22 protein-coding genes are annotated in these 18,696 nt (G+C 70.6%); 19 read left to right on the top strand and 3 right to left on the bottom strand.

Going from position 1 to position 18,696, the window contains the following annotated elements; genetic code table 11:
- The first annotated feature begins 383 nt into the window (after positions 1–383).
- From ACZ45Q_RS23310 to ACZ45Q_RS23290, 5 genes are all read left to right on the top strand, one after another.
- Positions 384–1,289, top strand: coding sequence for a hypothetical protein (locus ACZ45Q_RS23310; protein WP_468264546.1), 906 nt, complete (start codon positions 384–386; stop codon positions 1,287–1,289).
- A 662-nt stretch (positions 1,290–1,951) separates the two neighbouring features.
- A complete protein-coding gene (locus ACZ45Q_RS23305) occupies positions 1,952–2,311 on the top strand; it encodes a hypothetical protein (protein ID WP_468264544.1) in 360 nt (119 codons plus the stop codon).
- A gap of 140 nt (positions 2,312–2,451) precedes the next feature.
- The gene (locus tag ACZ45Q_RS23300) at positions 2,452–3,042 is read left to right on the top strand and encodes a hypothetical protein (protein ID WP_468264542.1); all 591 of its coding nucleotides are present in this window, start codon (positions 2,452–2,454) and stop codon (positions 3,040–3,042) included.
- Positions 3,043–3,559: 517 nt separating this feature from the next.
- On the top strand, positions 3,560–3,847 hold the full coding sequence (locus ACZ45Q_RS23295) for a hypothetical protein (RefSeq protein WP_468264540.1): 288 nt from the start codon (positions 3,560–3,562) through the stop codon (positions 3,845–3,847).
- A gap of 203 nt (positions 3,848–4,050) precedes the next feature.
- On the top strand, positions 4,051–4,572 hold the full coding sequence (locus ACZ45Q_RS23290; RefSeq protein ID WP_468264538.1) for a hypothetical protein: 522 nt from the start codon (positions 4,051–4,053) through the stop codon (positions 4,570–4,572).
- Between the two features lie 615 nt (positions 4,573–5,187).
- Here the strand turns inward: ACZ45Q_RS23290 and ACZ45Q_RS23285 are convergent.
- Positions 5,188–5,748 (bottom strand): hypothetical protein, encoded by a 561-nt coding sequence (locus ACZ45Q_RS23285; RefSeq protein ID WP_468264536.1) that lies wholly within the window; start codon positions 5,746–5,748, stop codon positions 5,188–5,190.
- Positions 5,749–5,816: 68 nt separating this feature from the next.
- Here ACZ45Q_RS23285 and ACZ45Q_RS23280 point away from each other — a divergent pair, with 68 nt between their 5' ends.
- A complete protein-coding gene (locus ACZ45Q_RS23280; protein ID WP_468264534.1) occupies positions 5,817–6,155 on the top strand; it encodes a DUF6233 domain-containing protein in 339 nt (112 codons plus the stop codon).
- A gap of 18 nt (positions 6,156–6,173) precedes the next feature.
- On the opposite strand, the gene ACZ45Q_RS23275 is transcribed toward ACZ45Q_RS23280, so the two are convergent.
- The gene (locus ACZ45Q_RS23275; RefSeq protein WP_468264532.1) at positions 6,174–6,767 is read right to left on the bottom strand and encodes a Ku protein; all 594 of its coding nucleotides are present in this window, start codon (positions 6,765–6,767) and stop codon (positions 6,174–6,176) included.
- 116 nt (positions 6,768–6,883) lie between these two features.
- Between ACZ45Q_RS23275 and ACZ45Q_RS23270 the strand changes: the two genes are divergently transcribed.
- Positions 6,884–9,097 carry a tyrosine-type recombinase/integrase gene (locus ACZ45Q_RS23270; protein ID WP_468264530.1) on the top strand — a complete coding sequence of 738 codons (2,214 nt, stop codon included), beginning with the start codon at positions 6,884–6,886 and terminating at the stop codon, positions 9,095–9,097.
- Here ACZ45Q_RS23270 and ACZ45Q_RS23265 read toward each other — a convergent pair.
- The gene (locus ACZ45Q_RS23265; RefSeq protein WP_468264822.1) at positions 9,015–9,524 is read right to left on the bottom strand and encodes an NUDIX domain-containing protein; all 510 of its coding nucleotides are present in this window, start codon (positions 9,522–9,524) and stop codon (positions 9,015–9,017) included. The two genes, ACZ45Q_RS23270 and ACZ45Q_RS23265, sit on opposite strands and share 83 nt — an antisense overlap.
- Before the next feature lie 224 nt (positions 9,525–9,748).
- On the opposite strand from ACZ45Q_RS23265, the gene ACZ45Q_RS23260 reads away from it, so the two are divergent.
- From ACZ45Q_RS23260 to ACZ45Q_RS23205, 12 genes are all read left to right on the top strand, one after another.
- On the top strand, positions 9,749–10,024 hold the full coding sequence (locus ACZ45Q_RS23260) for a hypothetical protein (protein WP_468264528.1): 276 nt from the start codon (positions 9,749–9,751) through the stop codon (positions 10,022–10,024).
- 609 nt (positions 10,025–10,633) lie between these two features.
- Complete coding sequence (locus tag ACZ45Q_RS23255; protein WP_468264526.1) at positions 10,634–10,921, top strand: hypothetical protein; 288 nt, start codon at positions 10,634–10,636, stop codon at positions 10,919–10,921.
- A 582-nt stretch (positions 10,922–11,503) separates the two neighbouring features.
- Positions 11,504–12,364, top strand: coding sequence for a hypothetical protein (locus tag ACZ45Q_RS23250; RefSeq protein WP_468264524.1), 861 nt, complete (start codon positions 11,504–11,506; stop codon positions 12,362–12,364).
- Positions 12,365–12,622: 258 nt separating this feature from the next.
- Positions 12,623–13,390 (top strand): hypothetical protein, encoded by a 768-nt coding sequence (locus tag ACZ45Q_RS23245; RefSeq protein WP_468264522.1) that lies wholly within the window; start codon positions 12,623–12,625, stop codon positions 13,388–13,390.
- A 52-nt stretch (positions 13,391–13,442) separates the two neighbouring features.
- Positions 13,443–13,823: a hypothetical protein gene (locus ACZ45Q_RS23240; RefSeq protein ID WP_468264520.1), complete on the top strand. Its 381-nt coding sequence runs from the start codon at positions 13,443–13,445 to the stop codon at positions 13,821–13,823.
- A 148-nt stretch (positions 13,824–13,971) separates the two neighbouring features.
- Positions 13,972–14,295 (top strand): hypothetical protein, encoded by a 324-nt coding sequence (locus tag ACZ45Q_RS23235; RefSeq protein ID WP_468264518.1) that lies wholly within the window; start codon positions 13,972–13,974, stop codon positions 14,293–14,295.
- Between the two features lie 197 nt (positions 14,296–14,492).
- Positions 14,493–14,654 (top strand): hypothetical protein, encoded by a 162-nt coding sequence (locus tag ACZ45Q_RS23230; protein WP_468264516.1) that lies wholly within the window; start codon positions 14,493–14,495, stop codon positions 14,652–14,654.
- Between the two features lie 240 nt (positions 14,655–14,894).
- Positions 14,895–15,176 carry a hypothetical protein gene (locus tag ACZ45Q_RS23225; protein WP_468264514.1) on the top strand — a complete coding sequence of 94 codons (282 nt, stop codon included), beginning with the start codon at positions 14,895–14,897 and terminating at the stop codon, positions 15,174–15,176.
- A gap of 220 nt (positions 15,177–15,396) precedes the next feature.
- Entirely contained in the window at positions 15,397–15,795 is a 399-nt protein-coding gene (locus ACZ45Q_RS23220) for a hypothetical protein (protein ID WP_468264512.1), read from the top strand.
- A gap of 176 nt (positions 15,796–15,971) precedes the next feature.
- Positions 15,972–16,316 carry a hypothetical protein gene (locus ACZ45Q_RS23215; RefSeq protein ID WP_468264510.1) on the top strand — a complete coding sequence of 115 codons (345 nt, stop codon included), beginning with the start codon at positions 15,972–15,974 and terminating at the stop codon, positions 16,314–16,316.
- 651 nt (positions 16,317–16,967) lie between these two features.
- A complete protein-coding gene (locus ACZ45Q_RS23210; protein WP_468264508.1) occupies positions 16,968–17,597 on the top strand; it encodes a hypothetical protein in 630 nt (209 codons plus the stop codon).
- Between the two features lie 498 nt (positions 17,598–18,095).
- Entirely contained in the window at positions 18,096–18,671 is a 576-nt protein-coding gene (locus ACZ45Q_RS23205) for a hypothetical protein (protein ID WP_468264506.1), read from the top strand.
- The last annotated feature ends 25 nt before the right edge of the window (positions 18,672–18,696 follow it).

The raw sequence follows: 18,696 nt of genomic DNA, 5'->3' as shown, positions 1-18,696 counted from the left end.
AGCAGCACGCAGGCGACGGTCGTCCTGAAGACCACCACACCGCGGCTGCGTACCCGCAGCTCTTGACCTTCACCCATGAACCCCCCCCCCCCCCCCCCCCCCCACCCCCCCCCCCCTTCCTCCCCACCCCCCCCCCCCCCCCGCCCCCCCCCCCCCCCCCCCCCCCCCCCTGGGGGGACAACGTCCACAACGCCATCGAGTGGTTCACTCAGGATCACTCCCGCACCCGCCAGAGCATCGAGCACCCCGGCGGTGCGATCGCCCCAGGGCGCCTCCTCGAGTCGGCCCTCTTCGACGCCCAGGTCAACGGGCTCCTGGACGGCCACGTCTCCGAGCAGGCCCAGGCCCTCGTCCACGCCCAGGCAGAGTGGCTTATCCGGCAGATGCCGAGCCACCACCAGCCGCTCTCCCTGGACAGTGCACAACAGGCCGGCCGAGCCTGGGGGATCCTGATCACCGCCGATACCGACGTCCTACCCGACCAGGACGTGCTCGCCGAAGTGCGGGCGCGCACAAAAATATCCCAGCGCGCGGCCGAGGAGATCCGCCACCAGGCCCGGAGCACCAGCGCCGCCTACAACCGGGCCGACCTGCTCATCCCGTACGACAACGCTCCGGACGAGGTCCTCATCGCCGACTGGAACCGGCTCGCCGCCTGCGGCCCCGAGCTCCCGGAGGCAGCCGAACGTACGCAGGACGTCCTGGAACTGCTCACCGCGCGAGTCACAGACACCGACGACCACGACTGGATGGATGCCACAGCGCAGCACGCCGCACAGGTCTACGCCAGCGTCATTCGTGCACAGCCACTCCTCGCCGTCGTCGCTGCGGTGATTCCCCGCCGCAGTCATCCCGACGCCGAAGCCGACCAGGTGCGCCTGGTCGAGCTCGCCCAGCAAGGCCACCTAGCCACCGCCGCCACCGCGGCCGCCCGGGCCCGGGCGGTGCAGGAATGGGCCGGACCGGAAGGCGCGGCCGTGCCGGACCGGATCAGGACCGTGGAAGCGGGAGCACCCGGAGCGCGCACCCTGCGGGAACTGAACGAGACGCTGGCCACCCTCGATCCGGCCCTGGCCTCATCCGCCTTCGCCGTACTCGACCCTCAGCGTGTGGCGGAGGTCGTCGACGCGATCGGTCAGCTGTCCGCCAACATGAGAGCCGTACTCCGCACGGCGAGTGCACATCCTCCGGCATCCCGCGGGCAGCCCTCCCCGCAGCGCCCGCAGCACCAGCAGCCGCCCACCCCCGGTCAGAACTCGGGAGGCCCCACCCCCACGGCCGCGCCCTGAACGGTGCGGCCTCGAGCTGGCCATCCGAGGAAGCGCGGCTGGCCCAGAGGAGCCCGCTGGAGCTAGCAGCAGGCGCGGCCACGATCCTGCGGATGCCCGGCATCGGGTCGGCCGACCCGAACGGAACCTCCCCCCGTCTCTCCCCTTCGACCCACGCGTTCCAGCACGTGATGATCAGACCGAGCTGGTGGGCCGAGGCCAGCCTCCCTCGCGAGCCCACACCGTGATCCATGAATCAGGAGTGCACGTCCCAGCGCGGATCCTCAGCTTCAAGGTGGGACGCGGCGATCAGCCTCTGGAGGAACTCGGCCGCTCGTGGGCGCACACCGCGGGTAAGAACCAACGCTGAGCCTCCACCGCAGCCTGCGCAGCCGCCTTTGCAACGCGCGTGACGTGAGGAGACCGTCCGCCGCGTCCCTCCGAGCGGCTGCCTCGCGCCCATCGCACCCCCGTACGCGTCGGGCCCCGCCCATCACCCTGGGCAGGGCCCGACGTATAACCGCTGGCTGTGGGTCCGGAACCGACCCTCAGCGGCCTTGCGGCACTAATCGACCCAGCTTCTACGGTCTGGTCACCAGGCGCCCCAGCGATCTTGGTCGAGCTCTAACGGGCCTCGACGACTGGCTAGTTGGCGCCGCCATCAGGCCCCTAGGAGAGCTTCCATGCTGGCGAAATCCGTGATGCCCCATGTCCGCCGTATTGCCGCGATCATCACAACGATACGCACGGCGACGACCCGCTGGTTCGACCGCAGCGCGTCGCCGACCACCGAACTGCCGCTGCATCGCGAACTCCACCAGGCCGCCCGGTTCTGGCCGGTCGAAGCGGCCGGCTACGACGGAGAGGACACGCTTCCCGCGCTCGAAGAGGGAGGCGTCCTCGTCTTTGTCTACTTCGACTCTGAAGCCGCCGAATTGAAGTTCAGCATCGACCTCGACACCGTCGACCCGCGCCTCGCTCGCCACGACGGCACCGTCCCGATGCACATCACCGTCCAGGGCGAGACCGTCTTCCGCGCCTGAATCGGAAGCAACAACCGGCGCTCCCAGCCGCTGCCCGGCTCGTGCCCCTTGCCCCACCAGTCCTCCAGCAGGCCGCTCACTCGCACCCCGCACACCCTGCGGACCCGCTACACATCGAATACCGAGAGGATCCACCCCACATGCGCACCTTCCCCCTCGTCTGGAGGGACAAGTCACACCGCACCGAAGAGGCGTTCTCCGGAAACTGGCCCGGCGCCCTGTTCAGCCTCAGCCCCTCGATCACACGAGGCGAAGGGTTCTCCCTCACCACCCGCCTCCCCGTACGTATCCCCCGGCACGGCCTCTTCCCGACGAAGGAGGAAGCGAAGAACACCGCGCAACGCCTCTTCAACCGGTTCGTCACCAGCATTGCACCCACCACGCACCCGACTGCGCCCGCAGCCACTTTCGCCGCGGTCCTGAAAACCCTCGCACCGCAGCCGCTCACCGGCGGCCGCCCGCCGACCGACGCCACCCACCACCGCCTCACCGCCGAGCTGAGCGGCAACGGAACGCCCCACCGGGAGACTGGTGACTCAGCCGGACAGTACGTCGTGGTGGACCTCCCCGAATCCCACGTCATGCACTTCCACAACCCGCTCGGCCCCGACTACGGGTATGACTGGGACGTCACCGACGCAGAAGCGCGGCAGTTCCTCACCGGAACGGTGCGGCTCGGAGCGGCCGACACGGCCCACTGCATTCGCACCCTCCTGAACATCCTGGACTGAGGGCAACCACCCGCTTCCGTCCAACCCCAGGACGAGCCCGTCCCGACTCACGCGCTCCGCCAGCTGCCTACCGCCCGGGCCCGCACACCTTCGTGCGGGCCCGCACACCTTCGTGCGGGCCCGAGCGCTGTCACGGGGTACTACGCGGCGACGGACCTGAACGCCTTCCTGTCTGCCTTCGCGAAGGCCCTCGAGCAGGCACTGAGCAGCACCGACCCCCGTGTCGTCCTCGCGATCCGCGCCGAGGTTCTCGGGTGCGACATCTCCGACGCCTACGCCTGGCGCTACGACGTCCACACCGTCCCCCTCGCGCCCGACGACGCCGCGAACCACCTCCACCCTCTGGGCTGCTCCTGACAACCCGCCCAAGTAGAAGCGCTGCGTAGGGATGGTTGCTTCCCTTGCCGGCCGCTGGGTCACGTTGCGGCCCTCGTCCGGAGGGATAGGCACGCGCTCCTTTCTGCCCCCTTTCGCGGGCGAGCTCGCCCACTCCGCTCAACGTAACCAAGAGGTCCACATGTCAGAGCCCACCCGAAGCAGCGGGATCGACGTCGAGGCCGCTACCGACCTGGTTTCCGAGGCCCGGCGTACCGAATTCCTGGAAGTGATCGAGTCCGCCGACTGGGTACCGGTGCACGGCACCCACCCGTTCTCGCAGGGCTACGCGGTGCGCACGGCCTTGACCCGGATCCCCAACGCCCGTGAGACCACGTACTCGCAGATGTGGACCGTGCCGCAGCCGAAATACCGCGGGGACAGATCGATGCAGTGTGTGCTGATCCGCCCCGCCTCCACCGCCAGCTGATCGCAGTGTCTGGCGCCCGATGTCCACCTCACCAGGCATCGGGGGCCGACCCACGCCCGCCTCCGTCGCGCCGCAGACCATCGTGCGGCCGGGGTTGCGGGCGTTACCAGCGGCCAGGCGACCGTGCGCAGCAACCGCCTCGTGGAAGTCGGCGAGCCACCCGGCCCACGATGCGAGCCACCCACCCTGTTCCCGGAGGAGCAATGGACGCTCACCCCAATGAGAACCGATATGTCACCAACGACGCGGTTGTGCCGATGCTGTGCAACTACGCCCCTGACCATGCACACCACGGCGTCTATGCGACTGGCCGCTTTCCAACCGGGCCGATGGGCAGCGTAGCCGCCTGCGATGTCTGCCGAGCCAACTACGCCCGGTACGCGGCACGCCTGGCGGAGATCACCGCAGGCGCCCGCCCTGCTCTCGCCACCGCCGTCGGACGCGTGCGCGCATGGACGGCGGTGATGGCCGCGGAGCAGCGCACCACGTACAGCATCAGCGGATTGAGTGAGAGCCTCTGGTTGGATGTCCCTACGGTGGGCGCCCTCGCTGAGGGCGCCATCACCCCCGCACAGCGCGATCAACTGCGCGCGGCCATCACCACGTTCCTGACCCACGGCGACGACGAGCCGCGCACCCTGGTGCAAAGCTGCACCACCCGCCCACCACTGTTCACCTACGACGCGCTGGTTCTACTGGACCAGCGTGAGGAGGCTGCCGACTGAAAAGAAAACGGCCGGGGCGGACCGGCACCGTACGATGTCACCGTGTTCCGCACCGAAAGGATCACCTTCACCGACCTCCGGCTCCGGACAGGAGGCAGGAGAGCGCTACCTCCTGGACGGAGAGGGGACCGGCAGTGACACGTCGAGTTGCGCGTTGACACCACCGAACTCAAGGGGCGCTGAAGCGACCCCGACTGAGATCTCCGCCCGCGTCTCGGCCCTCGGCACCCGCGTGGTGCCGAGGGCTGTCTCATGCCTTGCCGCACACGCAGCCGCCTGCCCCACGTTGGGGCACGTGGCCACACACCAAGTGCTCGCGACGGGCTGACTGGCCGTGAGAGGTCCTGCTGAGCCTCGTGGGCTGTACCACCGTGTCGCAGAGCGTCTGCTTGCGGCCACCGCCACACGGACGGCTGTCCCGTCGGCTCCCCGGCTGCGGGTGTGGCCGCGCCCGGCGCCACGCCGCTGGCCGCCCACGTCACCTCGGTGCGCCCCGAGCCGCGCCGTCTCGAGATGCGCGACCTGTGCGAGCCAGCGGACCAGCGGACGGTGGAGCCGACCCGCAATCGTGGGACTGTGCCGCCAGACCTGGGGGTAAGAGGGTGCAGGCGTCCGTCAGCCGCGCTGCCGGACGTCCTTCTTGCAGCTCGGGCAGAGGGGGCTGCCGCCGTTGCCGTAGCGGTGGCAGTACCCCTGGCACCGGGCGCAATATCCCACCTGGCCCACCGAGCAGCCCAGGCGCACCGCGGCGGAGTAGGGCGTCTCAGAGGGAGCGGGGGCAGCCATGCCCTCAGCGTACGCCGCACGCCTGAGCGATTCATGCTGCCACCCCGCTCGGTACGGAGTGTGGCCGACGATGGTGATGCGGGCATACAGCGGGAGGTCCATCGCGGCGGCCTGGAGGTCGGCGAGGACGCCGTCCAGGGTGGTGGGCATGCCGGGCGCCGGCCGCCTCACGGCCAGGGCGTGGTCACGGCACAGGTCCACCCAGCGCGGGCCCGCCTCGGGAAAGGTGACGGCTCGGGCGGTGCGGGATGCAGCGCCGCATGCCGAACAGGGCCTGGCGGGGACGGTGAGGACGCGGTCGATGGCCGCTCTGCGGGCCGGTGGTGCCGGGGCGTGGTCCAGGCGGGCAGGATCGACGCCATGGTCGGCGAGCAGCTGGGCGGGCTCCATGGGAGTCGTCCACTCCGTTTTCCCCCCCTGGGCTTGCTGTCGGATCCACGGACTCTAGACTCGAACACATGAACGATCCAGTCACGCGTCTCACACTGCTCCGGTTCCTGGAGCGAGTGCAGGAGCGTGACCTGGAGCGCACGCGGCGCTGGATCGCTGAGGAGGAGCGCCGTGAACAGGAGCGGCTGCGTGGGCTGGCAGTGCGGCCCCCGCAGCCCGATTGGCTGCTGGAGCTGGGACTGAACCGGACCGCGCCGCCGGTGTACGTGCACGCCGGGGACTGCTGGAACGCGGGCCAGCGCAGCCGGGGGCTGGCCAGGGATGCCGCGCTGCGGGCTCTGGCGGACGGAGTGAAGGCCTGTCCACACTGCCGACCGGACTCACTGCTGGGGTTCCTGGACGGCTGAGGTATGGGTCCTTGGCGGTTACGCGCTGCGCCGCCGCTTCCGGGCGGCGGCCGCCTTCTTCGCTGTGGTCTTCTTGGCCGGGGCCTTCTTCGCTGGCGCCTTCCTAGCCGCGGTCTTCTTCGGCTTCGGCAGCTCGTGGACGTCAGCATGCTCACCGTCACCGCGGGAGGCCTTGGCCTTGGCCACCGACTCGTTCAGTGCGGCCATCAGGTCCAGGACCTGCGCAGGCTGTGACGGCTCGGCCGCGGCCGGCGGTTCGCGGTGCTCGCGTTTCGCTTCGATGATCTCGGCGAGGGCCTTGGTGTACTCGTCTTCGAATTCCGGGCCTTCCAGGCTGTCGACGGCCATGGTGTCCATCAGCGCGAGCGCGCTGTCGATCTCCTGTTCGGTGACCTCGGCCGGTGGGGGGTAGATCGGGGAGGGGTCGCGAATCTCGTCAGGCCAGAGCATCGCGTGCAGCACGATCGCCGTGTCGCGGACCCGGAGCAGGCCCAAGCGCTCCCGCCCGGACCAGGCGTACTTGGCGACGGCCACCCGTGAGGACCGGTCCAGGGCCTGGCGCAGGAGTTTGTACGGCTTGGCGTCCACGGCCAGGCATTCGGAGAGTTCCAATACCCGAGCCCACCATTACACCTGTCCGGCCGCGAGCTGGCCGCCCGTTTCCATCGCGCGAACACCACCGTCCAGGCCGACCGCGAGCGGCTGCTCGCCGCGCTGCTGGAGGAGCGATGAACACGACCGATCCCAACCATTCCCCTGGCGACGCGATGTCGCGCGAGGCTCTGCCGGAGCTGATGCGGCCGGTCGAGGAAGCCGTCCGGGCCTGGTCCCCCAAGACTGCCCGCGCCGCCCGCAACCGCATCCTTGACGAGGTACGCGTCCGCGGACTCTCCTACCGGTTGTGGGACGAAGCCACCTGGGCGGAGATATCCCGAGCGGCCGGGCCCGCTCGGCTGCACATCGCGGCTCTCGGCCACCTCCTCGGCGGGCACCACCGCCTGCACCACACGGCCGGCATCAACCAGCTCCGCAGGCTCGCCGACCTGGTCTTCGGCCCCGGCGCCACCCAGCCCGCACTGGACGAGATCGAACATGTGCTGAGTTCCTGGCAGACCTCACCGCACCTGCTGGAGTGGCAGGTCGGTAACGCGGTCCTCGATGCGCTCCTCAGTGCTGGCAGTCCCCGCCTGGAAGACCTCACCGACGACCTCGTACGTCAACTCGTCACCGCTTACAAGACTGCCGGCCTGACCAGCCGACGTCGCGGTCTCATCAAGATCTCCCGAGTACTCGCGCACAAGGGCGTCATCCCGGCTCCGCTGCACAGCAACGAGGACAAGGCCGGGCCCCGCTCCGACATGCTCTCCACCGTTCCACCGGAATGGGCCGAGTGGGCCTTGCGCTGGCGGAAGTTCTCCACCCACGAGCCCGGCACCATCCGCTCGATGTTCTCCGTCATCCTCATCGCTGGCCGCTGGGCCGCGGAGAAGCACCCGGACGTCATCGCGCCAGATCAATGGACCCGGGATATGACGGCCGAGTACATCGCCGACACGATGCAGGCCACCGTCGGTCAGTGGGCCGGACACAACCGCAACCGAAGCCGCTTCGGCCAGCCCATCTCCGCCGCCGGCCGGGCGGCGCGGATCGACAGCATCCGCGGGTTCTTCTGCGACCTCATCGAATGGGAATGGATCAAGCCCCGCTTCGAGCCGCGCCGCGTGATGAGCATGCCGCTCTCCCTGCGCGCCCAGATGGGGCCGAATCCCAGGATCATCGACGACGCGTCGTGGGCCAAGCTCATGGCCGCCGGGCTCACGCTGAACGCCGAGGACCTCATGCCCTACGGCTCTGGCCGAGCCCGACAGGCCGGCTGGAAGTCGACCTACTACCCGATCGAGATGGTCCGGGCGATGGTCGGCGTCTGGCTGTTCGGCGGCTGCCGCGTCGACGAGATCCGCCGCATCGAGCTGGACTGCGTCACCTGGGACGAGGGTACTGACGACAGCACCGGGGAGCCCTTCACGATCTGCCTGCTGCACATCCCGCAGAACAAGACGTCCCGGCCGTTCAACAAGCCGGTCGACCCCGTCGTCGGCCAGCTCATCGATGCCTGGAAACTCGTCCGGCCGCCTCAGCCTGACCTCGTCGATCGCAAGACCGGCCAGAAGCGGCAGCACCTGTTCTGCCACCGGGGCCAGCTCGTCGGCAAGGACTACCTCAACCACAACATTCTCCCGGCCCTCTGCCGCAAATCCGGCGTCCCGCAGACCGACTCCCGCGGAGCTCTGACCAGCCACCGGGCCCGCGCCACCATCGCCACACAACTCATCAACGCACGGGAGCCGCTAACCCTCAACGATCTGCAGCAATGGCTCGGACACAAGCACCCGGCCAGCACCCGCTACTACGCCGCGATCCTGCAGCGCACCCTCACCGCGGCCTACAAGAAGGCCGACTACTTCGCCCGCAACATCCGCACCATCCAGGTCCTCATCGACCGCGAGTCCATCCTCACCGGCGCCGCCGCCGACGGCGAACAGCCCTGGAAGTATTACGACCTGGGCGAGGGCTACTGCTCTTACGACTTCTTCGCCAAGTGCCCCCACCGGCTGGCCTGCGCACGCTGCCCGTTCTACGTCCCCAAAGGCTCCGCCCGCGGTCAGCTACTGGCCGTCAAGGACGGCATCGACCAGATGCTCGAACAACTCGACCTCACAGATGACGAGCGCGAGGCCCTCGAAGGAGACCGCGAAGCGGTCACCACCCTTACCGAACGTCTTGCAGACACCCCCACCCCCGCCGGCCCCACTCCCAGGGACCTCGGAACGACCGGCGCCTTCGTCCCACTGACCCAGCTCATGAGCACCGTTTCTGCGCAGAAGCCGGGGCAGCACGACAAGCGAAATATCGATCGAAAACCGCCTGGCTGTCAGGAGTGAAGGTCCACTGCTGCAGAGCCCGCCGCAGCTCGGACTCAGTCAGCCACCCGTGCCAGGCCACCTCTTCCGGATCAGGGGCGACAATCTCCGGAAGCACGGCGTCACAGACCGCAAGCCAGTGAGGGCTGAGCCCGCCCCGGTTGAGAAACTTGAACCGAAGGCACGCTGTCGCCCGCACTCCCAGCTCCTCGCTGAGCTCGCGGGCAGCTGCCTGCTCATAGGACTCGCCGACTCCCGCAGCACCCCCGACGCCGAGTTCGTAGTGCCCTGGGAAACGGGACAGGTGCTCGGCCCGCCGATGCACGAGAAAACGGCCTTGCCTATCGCGGCACACCACCACGCCAACCCGGTGCAGCCAGCCCTCCCGAACGGCGTCCCGCCGACTGACTACCCCCAGCACACGGTCCTGAGCGTCAACACGTTCCACGAGTTCATCCACGCCGCACACGATCGCAGGCACCACTGACACCCGCCCGGAATGAACGACCCCTCAGACCGGCCCCACCCCACCGAACGAAGGATCACGAACCTGTCTCAATTCTCAATAACTTGCCCGTACCCTGCCGTCCGAGCACCCGTCGACGCGCACCTCGCTCGCTGCCGCCCCTTTCCGGAACGGCCGCCGCGGTACTGCGCCTGGAGTCCAACGCAATGACCCTGAACTCCCGCTCGACCCTGTACCGCGACGTCTCCCTCAAGCAACTGCTCCACAACGACGGGAACACCGCCGCCCTGGACGCGTTGCCCGGTGGCGGCAGCGTGCCAGCTACCCACCCCACTACGAGGGAGGCAGCCGACCTCGCCACTCGCCTCTACCGCACAACGACGGGCGAAGCCGAGGCACGGCCCAGGAGGTTCACCGGCACCACGAGTGACGCCACGGCACTGCTCGTCCCGCCCACTCCGGCGGGACGAGCAGTGCCGTGACGTCTCATGCCCCTTCCCACGGCTGGCACCGCCGTTTGCGCTGCTAACACCACCGGTGCGGAGTCTGACATCGGCCAGTGCTGTGACTGGCCAGCAAGCAAGGAGAAGGAGACAAACCGTGGTCTGGCCCTCTGCCCCACGCTCTCTCACCCAAGAGATCCACGACGAGTACAGAAATGAGCAGGAGTACACCTGCGAAGGGTGCAAAGCTCTGATCACCCCCGACAGAGTCGGCTGCCTCACCGAAGAGCTGGGCAGCGAGACGGTCGCGGGCCGCCAGTGGCCCCTTCCCGCACAAGTGGCCTTCTGCGAAGACTGCCACGAGGACTACCGCTGCGACTGCGACTGACGTCTCGTCCACCCCGGGGGCATGGCCCGCCCCTGGGGTGGCGCCGCTGGCTGCCGTGCGGGTGCGAAGGGCTGGTTGCTGTGCTTGCCCGGTCCGGGCCAGGGTGCTGCTCGATGCTCCGCCCCTTCATACTCCTACTCCGCAGGCCAGCCATCATGAACACCACCTCGCCCCCGTCCCCGAGCCGGTGCCCGGCGCGGCCGAGAGCATGATCGATCTCACCGGTGTCACCGCGTACACCGCGGGCATCGTGCGTCATCGTGCGCCTTGCCGAGGCGAAGGGGCTGCGCCCGCTCTGGGGCCAGCCGCGCGGCCGTACCCGCCGCATGATCCTTAACGCGGTCGGCCCGCACGGCGCGTTCGGCTCCATCATCATCGGCCGCACCAGCAGCAAGGTCCTGCGCGCCGAGGTCATCCACGGCAACGACGCCAAGGCCCCCCGCCGTGCCACGGGCACCAACGCCGTCCGGACCCTGCTCATGGAGGTGACCCCGTCCGCCTGCCGCCAGGGCCGCACCGCGGAGTCCTCGACCGCCTGCCGCCCCTGACCCACCGGCGGACACGGCCCGCCCTGCCCGCCCTCTCCCGTACCTCGTGGGGGGTGGGCCGTCGGCAAGTCCGCGCCGCCCGCTCGTCCCCGCGGTACTGCTCCAGGCCGAGCCGGAGTACTGGTTGCGCCGCTTGTCGGCCGCCGCTGCACGGTGCGCCCACCGGTCGGGGGCCGCCCCGGCCCGCCTCCTCAACCACCACACGCCTAGCACATGCGGCGCACCCCGATCCTTGTCCGTACCCGGCCGCGTGCCTCGTCTCTGCCCCGTCACCAGTGCGCATGTCGCCGCCCGGCACTGTTCCGCCACCGCACCGCTTGCGGGGCTTGACCCCGTCCGGGGCAGTGTCAGTGCTGCCGGAAGGCCGCTCCGACACCACATCTCCCCGAAGTTGCGGTCGAGCCCCCGGCCGCCAGGCCGCCCCAGCCCCTCACCCGAGGTGGCCCGGCATCCCCAAACCCCAGCCGGCCCCCAGCTTCTCCCTCTTCTAACCGGCCGGCCGCCGACATACCAGGCGCGCGAGTCGTATGCGTCGCACCCCCGCAACCGCCCCTCGCCACCACTGCACTGAGGAGAACTGTCATGACCAGCGCCGCCCTCGACGCCCCGGCGACCGACTACCAGGCCCGTCTCCTGCTCGCCGCCCTCGACAATCCCCAGCGCCGCATCCCGTCCGACGCGAAGACCCGGACGCTCAACATCATGCGCCTGCGCCAGTGGGTCCGTCCCGTGCTGCGCGACCGTAGCGGTTCGTCCATCCCCTCGAACGTCCGTCACTGGACGCTAACCCACCACGGCGTGAACGCGGCCAACCGGACGCGCACCGCGCAGCTCGCCGAGCAGTTCCCCGTCGCCACGGCGGCCGTCTACATTCCCGAGGAGGGCGAGGCACACCGGGACATCGTCGTCGTGATGTCGGAGCCTGCCGCAGACGGCAGGGTTGAGGTCCACAGCGTGAAGCACGAAGGGCCCGTCCGCGTGCCCCTGGCCCAGCTTCGGGAGCTCCCCCCTCTCCGCCCGGAGCCCGAGGGCGACCTCACCGACTGGTGGGTGATCACCAACGCCGAGGGTGCCGAACTCGCCCGCGTCGAGGCCAAGGACGACCCCGGGGCGCGGACGGCGGCCATGCGCCACGCGAAGGTCCGCGCGGCAGTCCGCCGGGACAAGGGGTTCGCCGTGCGGCGCCTGTACACCTCCGAGCTGTCCACCCCTGTCGGGGAACTGCACGGCGTGCCCCGCATCCCTCCGGCGCCAGACGAGCGCCCCGCGATCACCGTCAGGACCGGATTCACGCGGAAGTCGATCCCAACGCGCCTGCGGGAGTCCGGTGCTCCCGGCGCCATGGTCACCAGCGAGGCCGCCGGCGGTGCCCTTCGCTGGCGCCTCCCGGACGGTGAGGAGCTGACCCCGGGTGAGGCCGCGAAGAAGTTCCTGGACGACTAACCACCCCATCCGGCCGGGGCGCCGCCCACGCTGCGCCCCGGACCGCATGACCGAGGCGACTACGCCCCGCCCGGACGGCACCCGGCCCCCGAAAGTCCGCCTACACGGCCGGTCACCCCTTCACCATGCGGTCGAGCCGTCGGCCGGCCGGGCCGCCCCCCGGGGCGGCCCGGCACCCCTTCTCCACGACACAACCCCGGTCAGCTGGCCCGCGCCCGTTTCCCGCCACCGCCCGTGACTCCAGGAAGAGGCCCCACCATGCCTGAGCACACCCTGTCCCTGCCCGGCAGCACCGACCAGTTCATACTCACCGACCGCCCCGCAACCACCCTCACCGACCGCTACCGGCCGCTGCCCGACGGCATGACCCTCCGCCACGCCACCGTGGTCCGCGCCCACCAGGTCCGCCCCGCCGACGTGGTTGTCGCCTTCTTCACCGACGGCCCCGGCACCCGCCACGCCGAACACGTCCTTGAGGCATTCACCGCTAACCCCCGCCCCTTCGGCACCTGCCCGGCCCAGTGCGAGGAGTGCGAGAATGTCCACGCCCACGGCGCCACCGCAGACCGCTACCTGTGCCTGGACGATGCCGACGACCGCGAGGACTGCGTCATCGTCTACCGCAACACCCCCGTCGCGATCATCCCCGCCGCCACCGCTGCATCCCTGCCGCCGCTGGACTCCGCCCCGCTGCCCCCCGACCTGTTTGCCCTCGACGACGACGGCGAGTCGGGCCCCTACGAGGCCCTGCCCGTTCCCCGTGCCTTCGGCCCGTGGGACGCCATCAGCGTCTCCCGGGCCACGGCCGAGCAGATCGCCGCCGACCTGGCCACCAACCGCACCGGCCGCCACCTCACCTGCGAGTGGCTGCGCGACGCGCTGCTCATCTCCTCCGACCCTCGCCTGCGCACCGAACCGGGCCGCCCGGGACACCTCATCCGCCCCGACGCCGACGGCCGGTACCGGATCGGCGGCCTGTGGCCGTGGCAGCACTGGAGCCACGAAGAGGACGACCCCACCCACTGACCCGGCGCCCAGCTCGGCGCCGACCCTCCCCCTCATCGACCAGGAGCCCCACGTGAAGATCCGTCTCAGCACACCCGAGGCCACGCTCACCGTGTCCGGCACGATCAGCCGCCCCCAGCTGCTCGCCACCACCCGGGATGGCAAGCACCAGATGCGAGCCGAGGAGTTCGAAGCCGGGCTCCGCCCCTTCCCGACCCATGAGGCCCAGCAGTGGCAAGTCGGCACGCTCACCGTCCGGGGGCGCCGGGTCGACAGCCGCCGCCGCACCCTCGATGTGTGGACGAGCCGCCGCTTCTACCACCCCGTCGAGTTCCCCGACGGCGTGCCCGACTGGGTCCAGGCCCTGGCCAAGGAACGCCTTCCCGACCAGCCGCCGCCCCGCCCCGCGCGTCGCGTCTTCTCCCTTCCCGACCCGGTCAAGCCCGCCCCCTGACCGCCGGCCGCCCCCGGGCACGCCTCTGTGCGGCCGGCGGGGTTGCGGGCCTTGGCCGCCCGCTCGAGAACCTCCGCCTGCCGCACCGGCACGCGCCCGGCCCCGGGCCGGATCGCCGCGACCACCACGTGAACAAGGGAGATGCATCATGTCCGACGTGCTCGACACCTTCTGGGCAGCGATCGCCGAACAGCTCCAGGAGCTGCGCACCGCCAAGAAGGCGGACGACGTCCTGCGCACCCTAGCCACCGGCCACGGCCCCAACCGCGGGTTCTTCGCGGGCTCCGGCGGAGACGAGACCGTCAGCGACGCCCTGCACACCGCGGGCTGGGAACTGGTCTGGGCGGAGTCCTCCATTTACTACACGATGCGCGCCCCCGACGGATCGATGATCACCTACATCGAGGGTGACATCCTCCGCGGTGACCGCCACGGCAACAGCCCCGACCAGACCGGCCGCCCCGCCAACTGACCCCCGCGCACCGAGCTTGGGCGCACCAGGCCCACCCCTGCTGAGGGGGTGGGCCTTCGCATTGCCCCGCCCCCTGCCCGCCGCGATCCGCCGCGCTCCGTTTTGCTCGGCTAGCTGGGTGGCATCACACCGTACTCCCCGTCAACCAGCTGCCCACCGAGCGAAGCCCCGGAGGAGCGCTGCCCCGCCCCTGCCTCGTGCCCGAGCCCTCGATGGTCGGCCCGCTCACCCCCGTCGGCAGCGGCCGACTGACCGACTACGCCGCCCACCGCACCGAACACGGTCAGCTCGTCTTCATCCCGGACGAGGCCCTGGCCCGTGCACTGCGCAGCGAGCACATCGCCCGCCACCACAGCTGACCCGCCCCGCCCCCACTTCCGGCCCCGCCCTACACCCCCGTAGGCGGGGCCGCCTGCCACCCCTCCCTCTCGACGCTCTGCCGCTCGTACGCCCAACCCTGGCTGCCCCCTGCTCAGGTTGCGGCTCTAGCCGGCCGGACCCCGACAGTGCCGCCACCGGCCGCCGCACCCCACGCCCGCCAGGGCGACCTGGTGCGGTCCCGGCCTCCCCCCTTCCCGAGCCCGAGAGGCAGCCCCGGCATGTTCCTGCACCTGACGACCCTCATCAACCTCGACCACGACCCGATTGCCACCGTCGACGCCCAGTTCGTCGGCGACGCCTTCTCCAACACCTCCATGGTCGTCGCCACCGACCGCGACCACACCGGCGGCATGGTCGCCCTCCACTCGTACGGGCCCTTCGCCACCGACAACGACGCCCGCGCCTGGGCCGTCGCCCACCTCACCCCCTACAGCAGCTGGACCGTCGCCCCCCCTCGCCACCCCCTACACCAACGCCGAGGGAAACGCCGGACGCCGTAAGCCGATCACCCACCCCACGACCGCGCGCCCCGCCCGGGCGAACACCATCGCCAACTACCTCAAGGTCCACGACCTCACCCGCCTGCGCTATGGCACCCGGCCCGACACCTCCCGCCAGGGCTTCACCGCCCGCGAACTCGACCATCCCCAGCTCGGCCCCGTCGTCGAGCTCACCGCGCTCGGACCCGACGCCTACCAGCGCGAGAGCGACCACCGCCTCATGCGCGCCGTGCTGCGCCACGAGCACGCCCGCTACGAGGTCACCGACCACCACACCCACCTCCTGGTGCGGCGCCTGTCCGACGCCGAACTCCACGCCGCCGCCGACCGGGCCGCCGCCCGGGTCTCCCCACACCTGGCCCCCCTCACCTCCGGCGCCACCGAACCGACGGCCGCCGAGGAGGCCGCGCACACCCTGTTCGACGCCGTCCTGAGGGCCGCGCGCGAGGTGGCCTCCGACGACCCCGACGACGCCGACCTCATGGACGAGATCCAGGACATGGACGCCCCCGACGCCCTGGCCGCCCTCAAGACCGCGTCCCTGCCCTCGGACATGATCGGCCCCATCGCGGACGCCCTCACCCTCCTCGCCCCGCACACCTACAGCCCAGCGCACTGACCGCACGCCCCGGCCACCGGCCACCCTTGCGGCCGTTGGCCCCGACCCGCCCAGGGTCAGCACACCAGCCCCAGGGGAGCGGCGACCACCAACCCGCCCCGGGCCGGGGAGCAGGCGACGCTCCCCGGCCTGCCCTCACCCCCCACCCACCGCACCAGCTCGAACGGAATCCCCTCGTGACAACGACACCGCCTACCTCCACCGACATCAACGTCCTATGGCATAACCTGGCGGACGCGCTGAACGCCCTCATCGACGCCGGCCAGGTTCCCTTCTTCCACCACCTGTACGGGCCGCGCAACGACTGGCGGCACCAGCCGTACGCCACCGGCTCTCACGCGGATACTCTCTGGGTGGTCCTCGACCTCGCCACCCGAAAGTTCACCGTCTCCAGCCGGGAACGGGCCCTCGCCCGGGAACACATCCTCGAAAGAACGCCCACCGAGCCCATCAGCTGGGAACAGGCACTGGATGGGCTTCCTGCCGACTGGCAGCGCGCCGCCCGCCGCGTGATCGATTAGAGCGTCGCGGGCCGCTCTAGGGCGAGGATGTCCCGCTCCGCCGCCCCCGCCCGGCCCGACGGGTTGCGGCCGTTGGCCCGACCTGCCCAGGGTCAGCCCGGCCGGGGGAGCGGTGTCCACCCCGCTCCTCGGGCCGCCACACCTGCCCGCCAAGTGGCAGACATCAGTTCAGGAGGCCCCGTGATCCGCAACCCGCTGCGCCGCCCCGTCAACGTCGGCGAGCTCCTGCGCGCCGCCGACGAACGACCCGCTTCCAGCCACATCGTCCAGGTCGTCACCGAGTAGTCCGAGTCCTGCGCGTGCGGCGACAACTTTCTCGGCTACGACGAGGAACCCTGCCGCTCGGACCGCACCGGCTACTACCCCGTGGCCGGATGGAGCTACGTGGCGGGATCGGGCGGCGGCGGCCCCCGGGCAGCCGGCCAGCCCGGCGATAGCTACGGGCCCACCACGGCGGGCCCCTGCTACGACTGACCCTCACGCCCCGCAGCGCGGCCCCCTGGCCCCGCACCCCGAACACCCCGTGCCCGAGGCGCGGGGCCGCCCCACACCCGGGACCCACCACGCCGCGCCCTTGTTCGCCTAACCGGCCCGCACCGCACTGTCACTCCCGTCAACCAGCAACACCCCCAGAAGAGGGAGACCAGGCCCATGAGCCAGCTCACCTACCCCCGCACCGCGGCTACCATCACCGCCCGCGCACGCATGGCCCTGGCCGCCTACCGCGCGGTCCCCGGCCACGAGGCCACCCACCAGCTCGAACGCGCCCTCCACGACATGTGGCAGTACGGCTACTTCGCCCTCCGCAACGACGTCACCTCCACCTCGCCGTGGACGACCCAGACCAGCCAGCAACTCTTCGACGCCCTCCAACTGCTCAAGCTCAAGCCAGCCGCCGCCCAGCCTGCGCAAGCCGCTCGCGCCGCCGCCGACGCGATCCACCGCTTCGAACAGGCCACCGGCACCACTCCCGGCACCGCACCAGAGCCCCTCTACACCCGCACCGAAGCCGAACAGGCCGCCCACGCCGCCTTCGAATGCCTCCGCCTGTACATCAAGCTCGACCACGACCACGACCGCCAGTTCGTCACCGAAGCCTTCCTCGCCTTCCTCGACAACCCCGACAGTCCCTACCCCTACAAGAGCCACGCCCCCGACGACGAAGAGGACGACGGCGACGAGCCGGAGCCGGAGCTGAGCCCCGCCGAGACCGGGGAACGCGAGAACTCGCTGCTCTACTGGCTCGGCCCTCACTCCGACACGCCCCCCAGCAGCACCTGAACGGCCTCCCGACCGCCCCGCCCACGGCCCCGTGCCCGAACACTCCCGCCCCGGCGCGGGGCCACCACCCCAGCCGGCCCCACGGACCGCCGCCGACCGACCACGCCGCTCCTTGCCTGCCTAACCGACCGGCAACCTCACCGTCCCTCCCGTCGACCAGCAGCACGCTCCGATGGAAGTACCAGCCGTGACGACTGCCGTGACCCGCCCCCTGACCGTCACCGCCCGCATCGACGCCACCGACATCGTCGGCAGCGCCCCGGCCTTCACGCCCGCACCGTTCACATGAGGTCGACTCCTACGGCTTCTCGCCCGTCACCGAGCCCACCACCCTGGTGTCCCTCACCGGACCGCGCGTCACCCCACCGCGACTGACCAGCACCACCCCGCCCCAGCTCCGCCCTGCACCCCGACGCGCGGGGCGGGGCCGAGGCACACCCGACCCACGGGAACGAACCCGCGCCGTCATCCCGCCACCACCACGAGGGAAAGAGCTTCATGAACGCCACCGAGACCGCACCACAGCGCGCCGGACGTCTCGGCCTTGAGATCTGGCTGAGCCTGCTGCCCCACGACCCCACCCTGCCCGGCGCCCCGCACCGCCGGGGACCCGGCCACCGGCCCGCCAGCACCTTCCGCCTAACCCCCGTCACCGATCCCGCACAGCTTCGTCCGCGTGATCTCATCCTGGCGCTCCACAACCAGGGCTTCGAGGCCGACAATAGGAACATCACGGCTGTCTACACCGTCCGCGAGGCCGTACGGGAGCGCGAGAGCGCCGTATGCCTGGTCGCCTCGGTGGACGACACGGCCCTGATGGTCCACGAGGACATCAGCATCCCCCTGGGCGGGTGGGGCTCGTGCGACCCGGCACAGTTCGGCCAGCCCTGGACCCCGGACGTCCCGCCCACGCGTCGGCGCATCCCATCACCGGCGCGGACGATCGTCCGCATCGGGAACCTGGACGACTTCCTGCCCGCCGTGCACGAGCACCCCGACTACCCGGCATGGCTGGCCGCGTATGCCGAAGCCGCCCGGCAGGACACCGCACGGATGCGTCTTCCCCAGCACTGACACCACCAGCCCCCAGGCTCCGAAC

Source organism: Streptomyces sp. NPDC031049, assembly GCF_055571015.1.
This window is presented reverse-complemented; position numbering and strand designations above follow the sequence as displayed.

What these genes read in the sequence shown, in the direction of transcription:
- ACZ45Q_RS23310 (WP_468264546.1), top strand. Translation starts at nt 384, where the DNA reads ATGCCGAGCCACCACCAGCCGCTCTCCCTGGACAGTGCACAACAGGCC.
- ACZ45Q_RS23305 (WP_468264544.1), top strand. Translation starts at nt 1,952, where the DNA reads ATGCTGGCGAAATCCGTGATGCCCCATGTCCGCCGTATTGCCGCGATC.
- ACZ45Q_RS23300 (WP_468264542.1), top strand. Translation starts at nt 2,452, where the DNA reads ATGCGCACCTTCCCCCTCGTCTGGAGGGACAAGTCACACCGCACCGAA.
- ACZ45Q_RS23295 (WP_468264540.1), top strand. Translation starts at nt 3,560, where the DNA reads ATGTCAGAGCCCACCCGAAGCAGCGGGATCGACGTCGAGGCCGCTACC.
- ACZ45Q_RS23290 (WP_468264538.1), top strand. Translation starts at nt 4,051, where the DNA reads ATGGACGCTCACCCCAATGAGAACCGATATGTCACCAACGACGCGGTT.
- ACZ45Q_RS23285 (WP_468264536.1), bottom strand. Translation starts at nt 5,748, where the DNA reads ATGGAGCCCGCCCAGCTGCTCGCCGACCATGGCGTCGATCCTGCCCGC.
- ACZ45Q_RS23280 (WP_468264534.1), top strand. Translation starts at nt 5,817, where the DNA reads ATGAACGATCCAGTCACGCGTCTCACACTGCTCCGGTTCCTGGAGCGA.
- ACZ45Q_RS23270 (WP_468264530.1), top strand. Translation starts at nt 6,884, where the DNA reads ATGAACACGACCGATCCCAACCATTCCCCTGGCGACGCGATGTCGCGC.
- ACZ45Q_RS23260 (WP_468264528.1), top strand. Translation starts at nt 9,749, where the DNA reads ATGACCCTGAACTCCCGCTCGACCCTGTACCGCGACGTCTCCCTCAAG.
- ACZ45Q_RS23250 (WP_468264524.1), top strand. Translation starts at nt 11,504, where the DNA reads ATGACCAGCGCCGCCCTCGACGCCCCGGCGACCGACTACCAGGCCCGT.
- ACZ45Q_RS23245 (WP_468264522.1), top strand. Translation starts at nt 12,623, where the DNA reads ATGCCTGAGCACACCCTGTCCCTGCCCGGCAGCACCGACCAGTTCATA.
- ACZ45Q_RS23235 (WP_468264518.1), top strand. Translation starts at nt 13,972, where the DNA reads ATGTCCGACGTGCTCGACACCTTCTGGGCAGCGATCGCCGAACAGCTC.
- ACZ45Q_RS23225 (WP_468264514.1), top strand. Translation starts at nt 14,895, where the DNA reads ATGTTCCTGCACCTGACGACCCTCATCAACCTCGACCACGACCCGATT.
- ACZ45Q_RS23220 (WP_468264512.1), top strand. Translation starts at nt 15,397, where the DNA reads ATGCGCGCCGTGCTGCGCCACGAGCACGCCCGCTACGAGGTCACCGAC.
- ACZ45Q_RS23210 (WP_468264508.1), top strand. Translation starts at nt 16,968, where the DNA reads ATGAGCCAGCTCACCTACCCCCGCACCGCGGCTACCATCACCGCCCGC.
- ACZ45Q_RS23205 (WP_468264506.1), top strand. Translation starts at nt 18,096, where the DNA reads ATGAACGCCACCGAGACCGCACCACAGCGCGCCGGACGTCTCGGCCTT.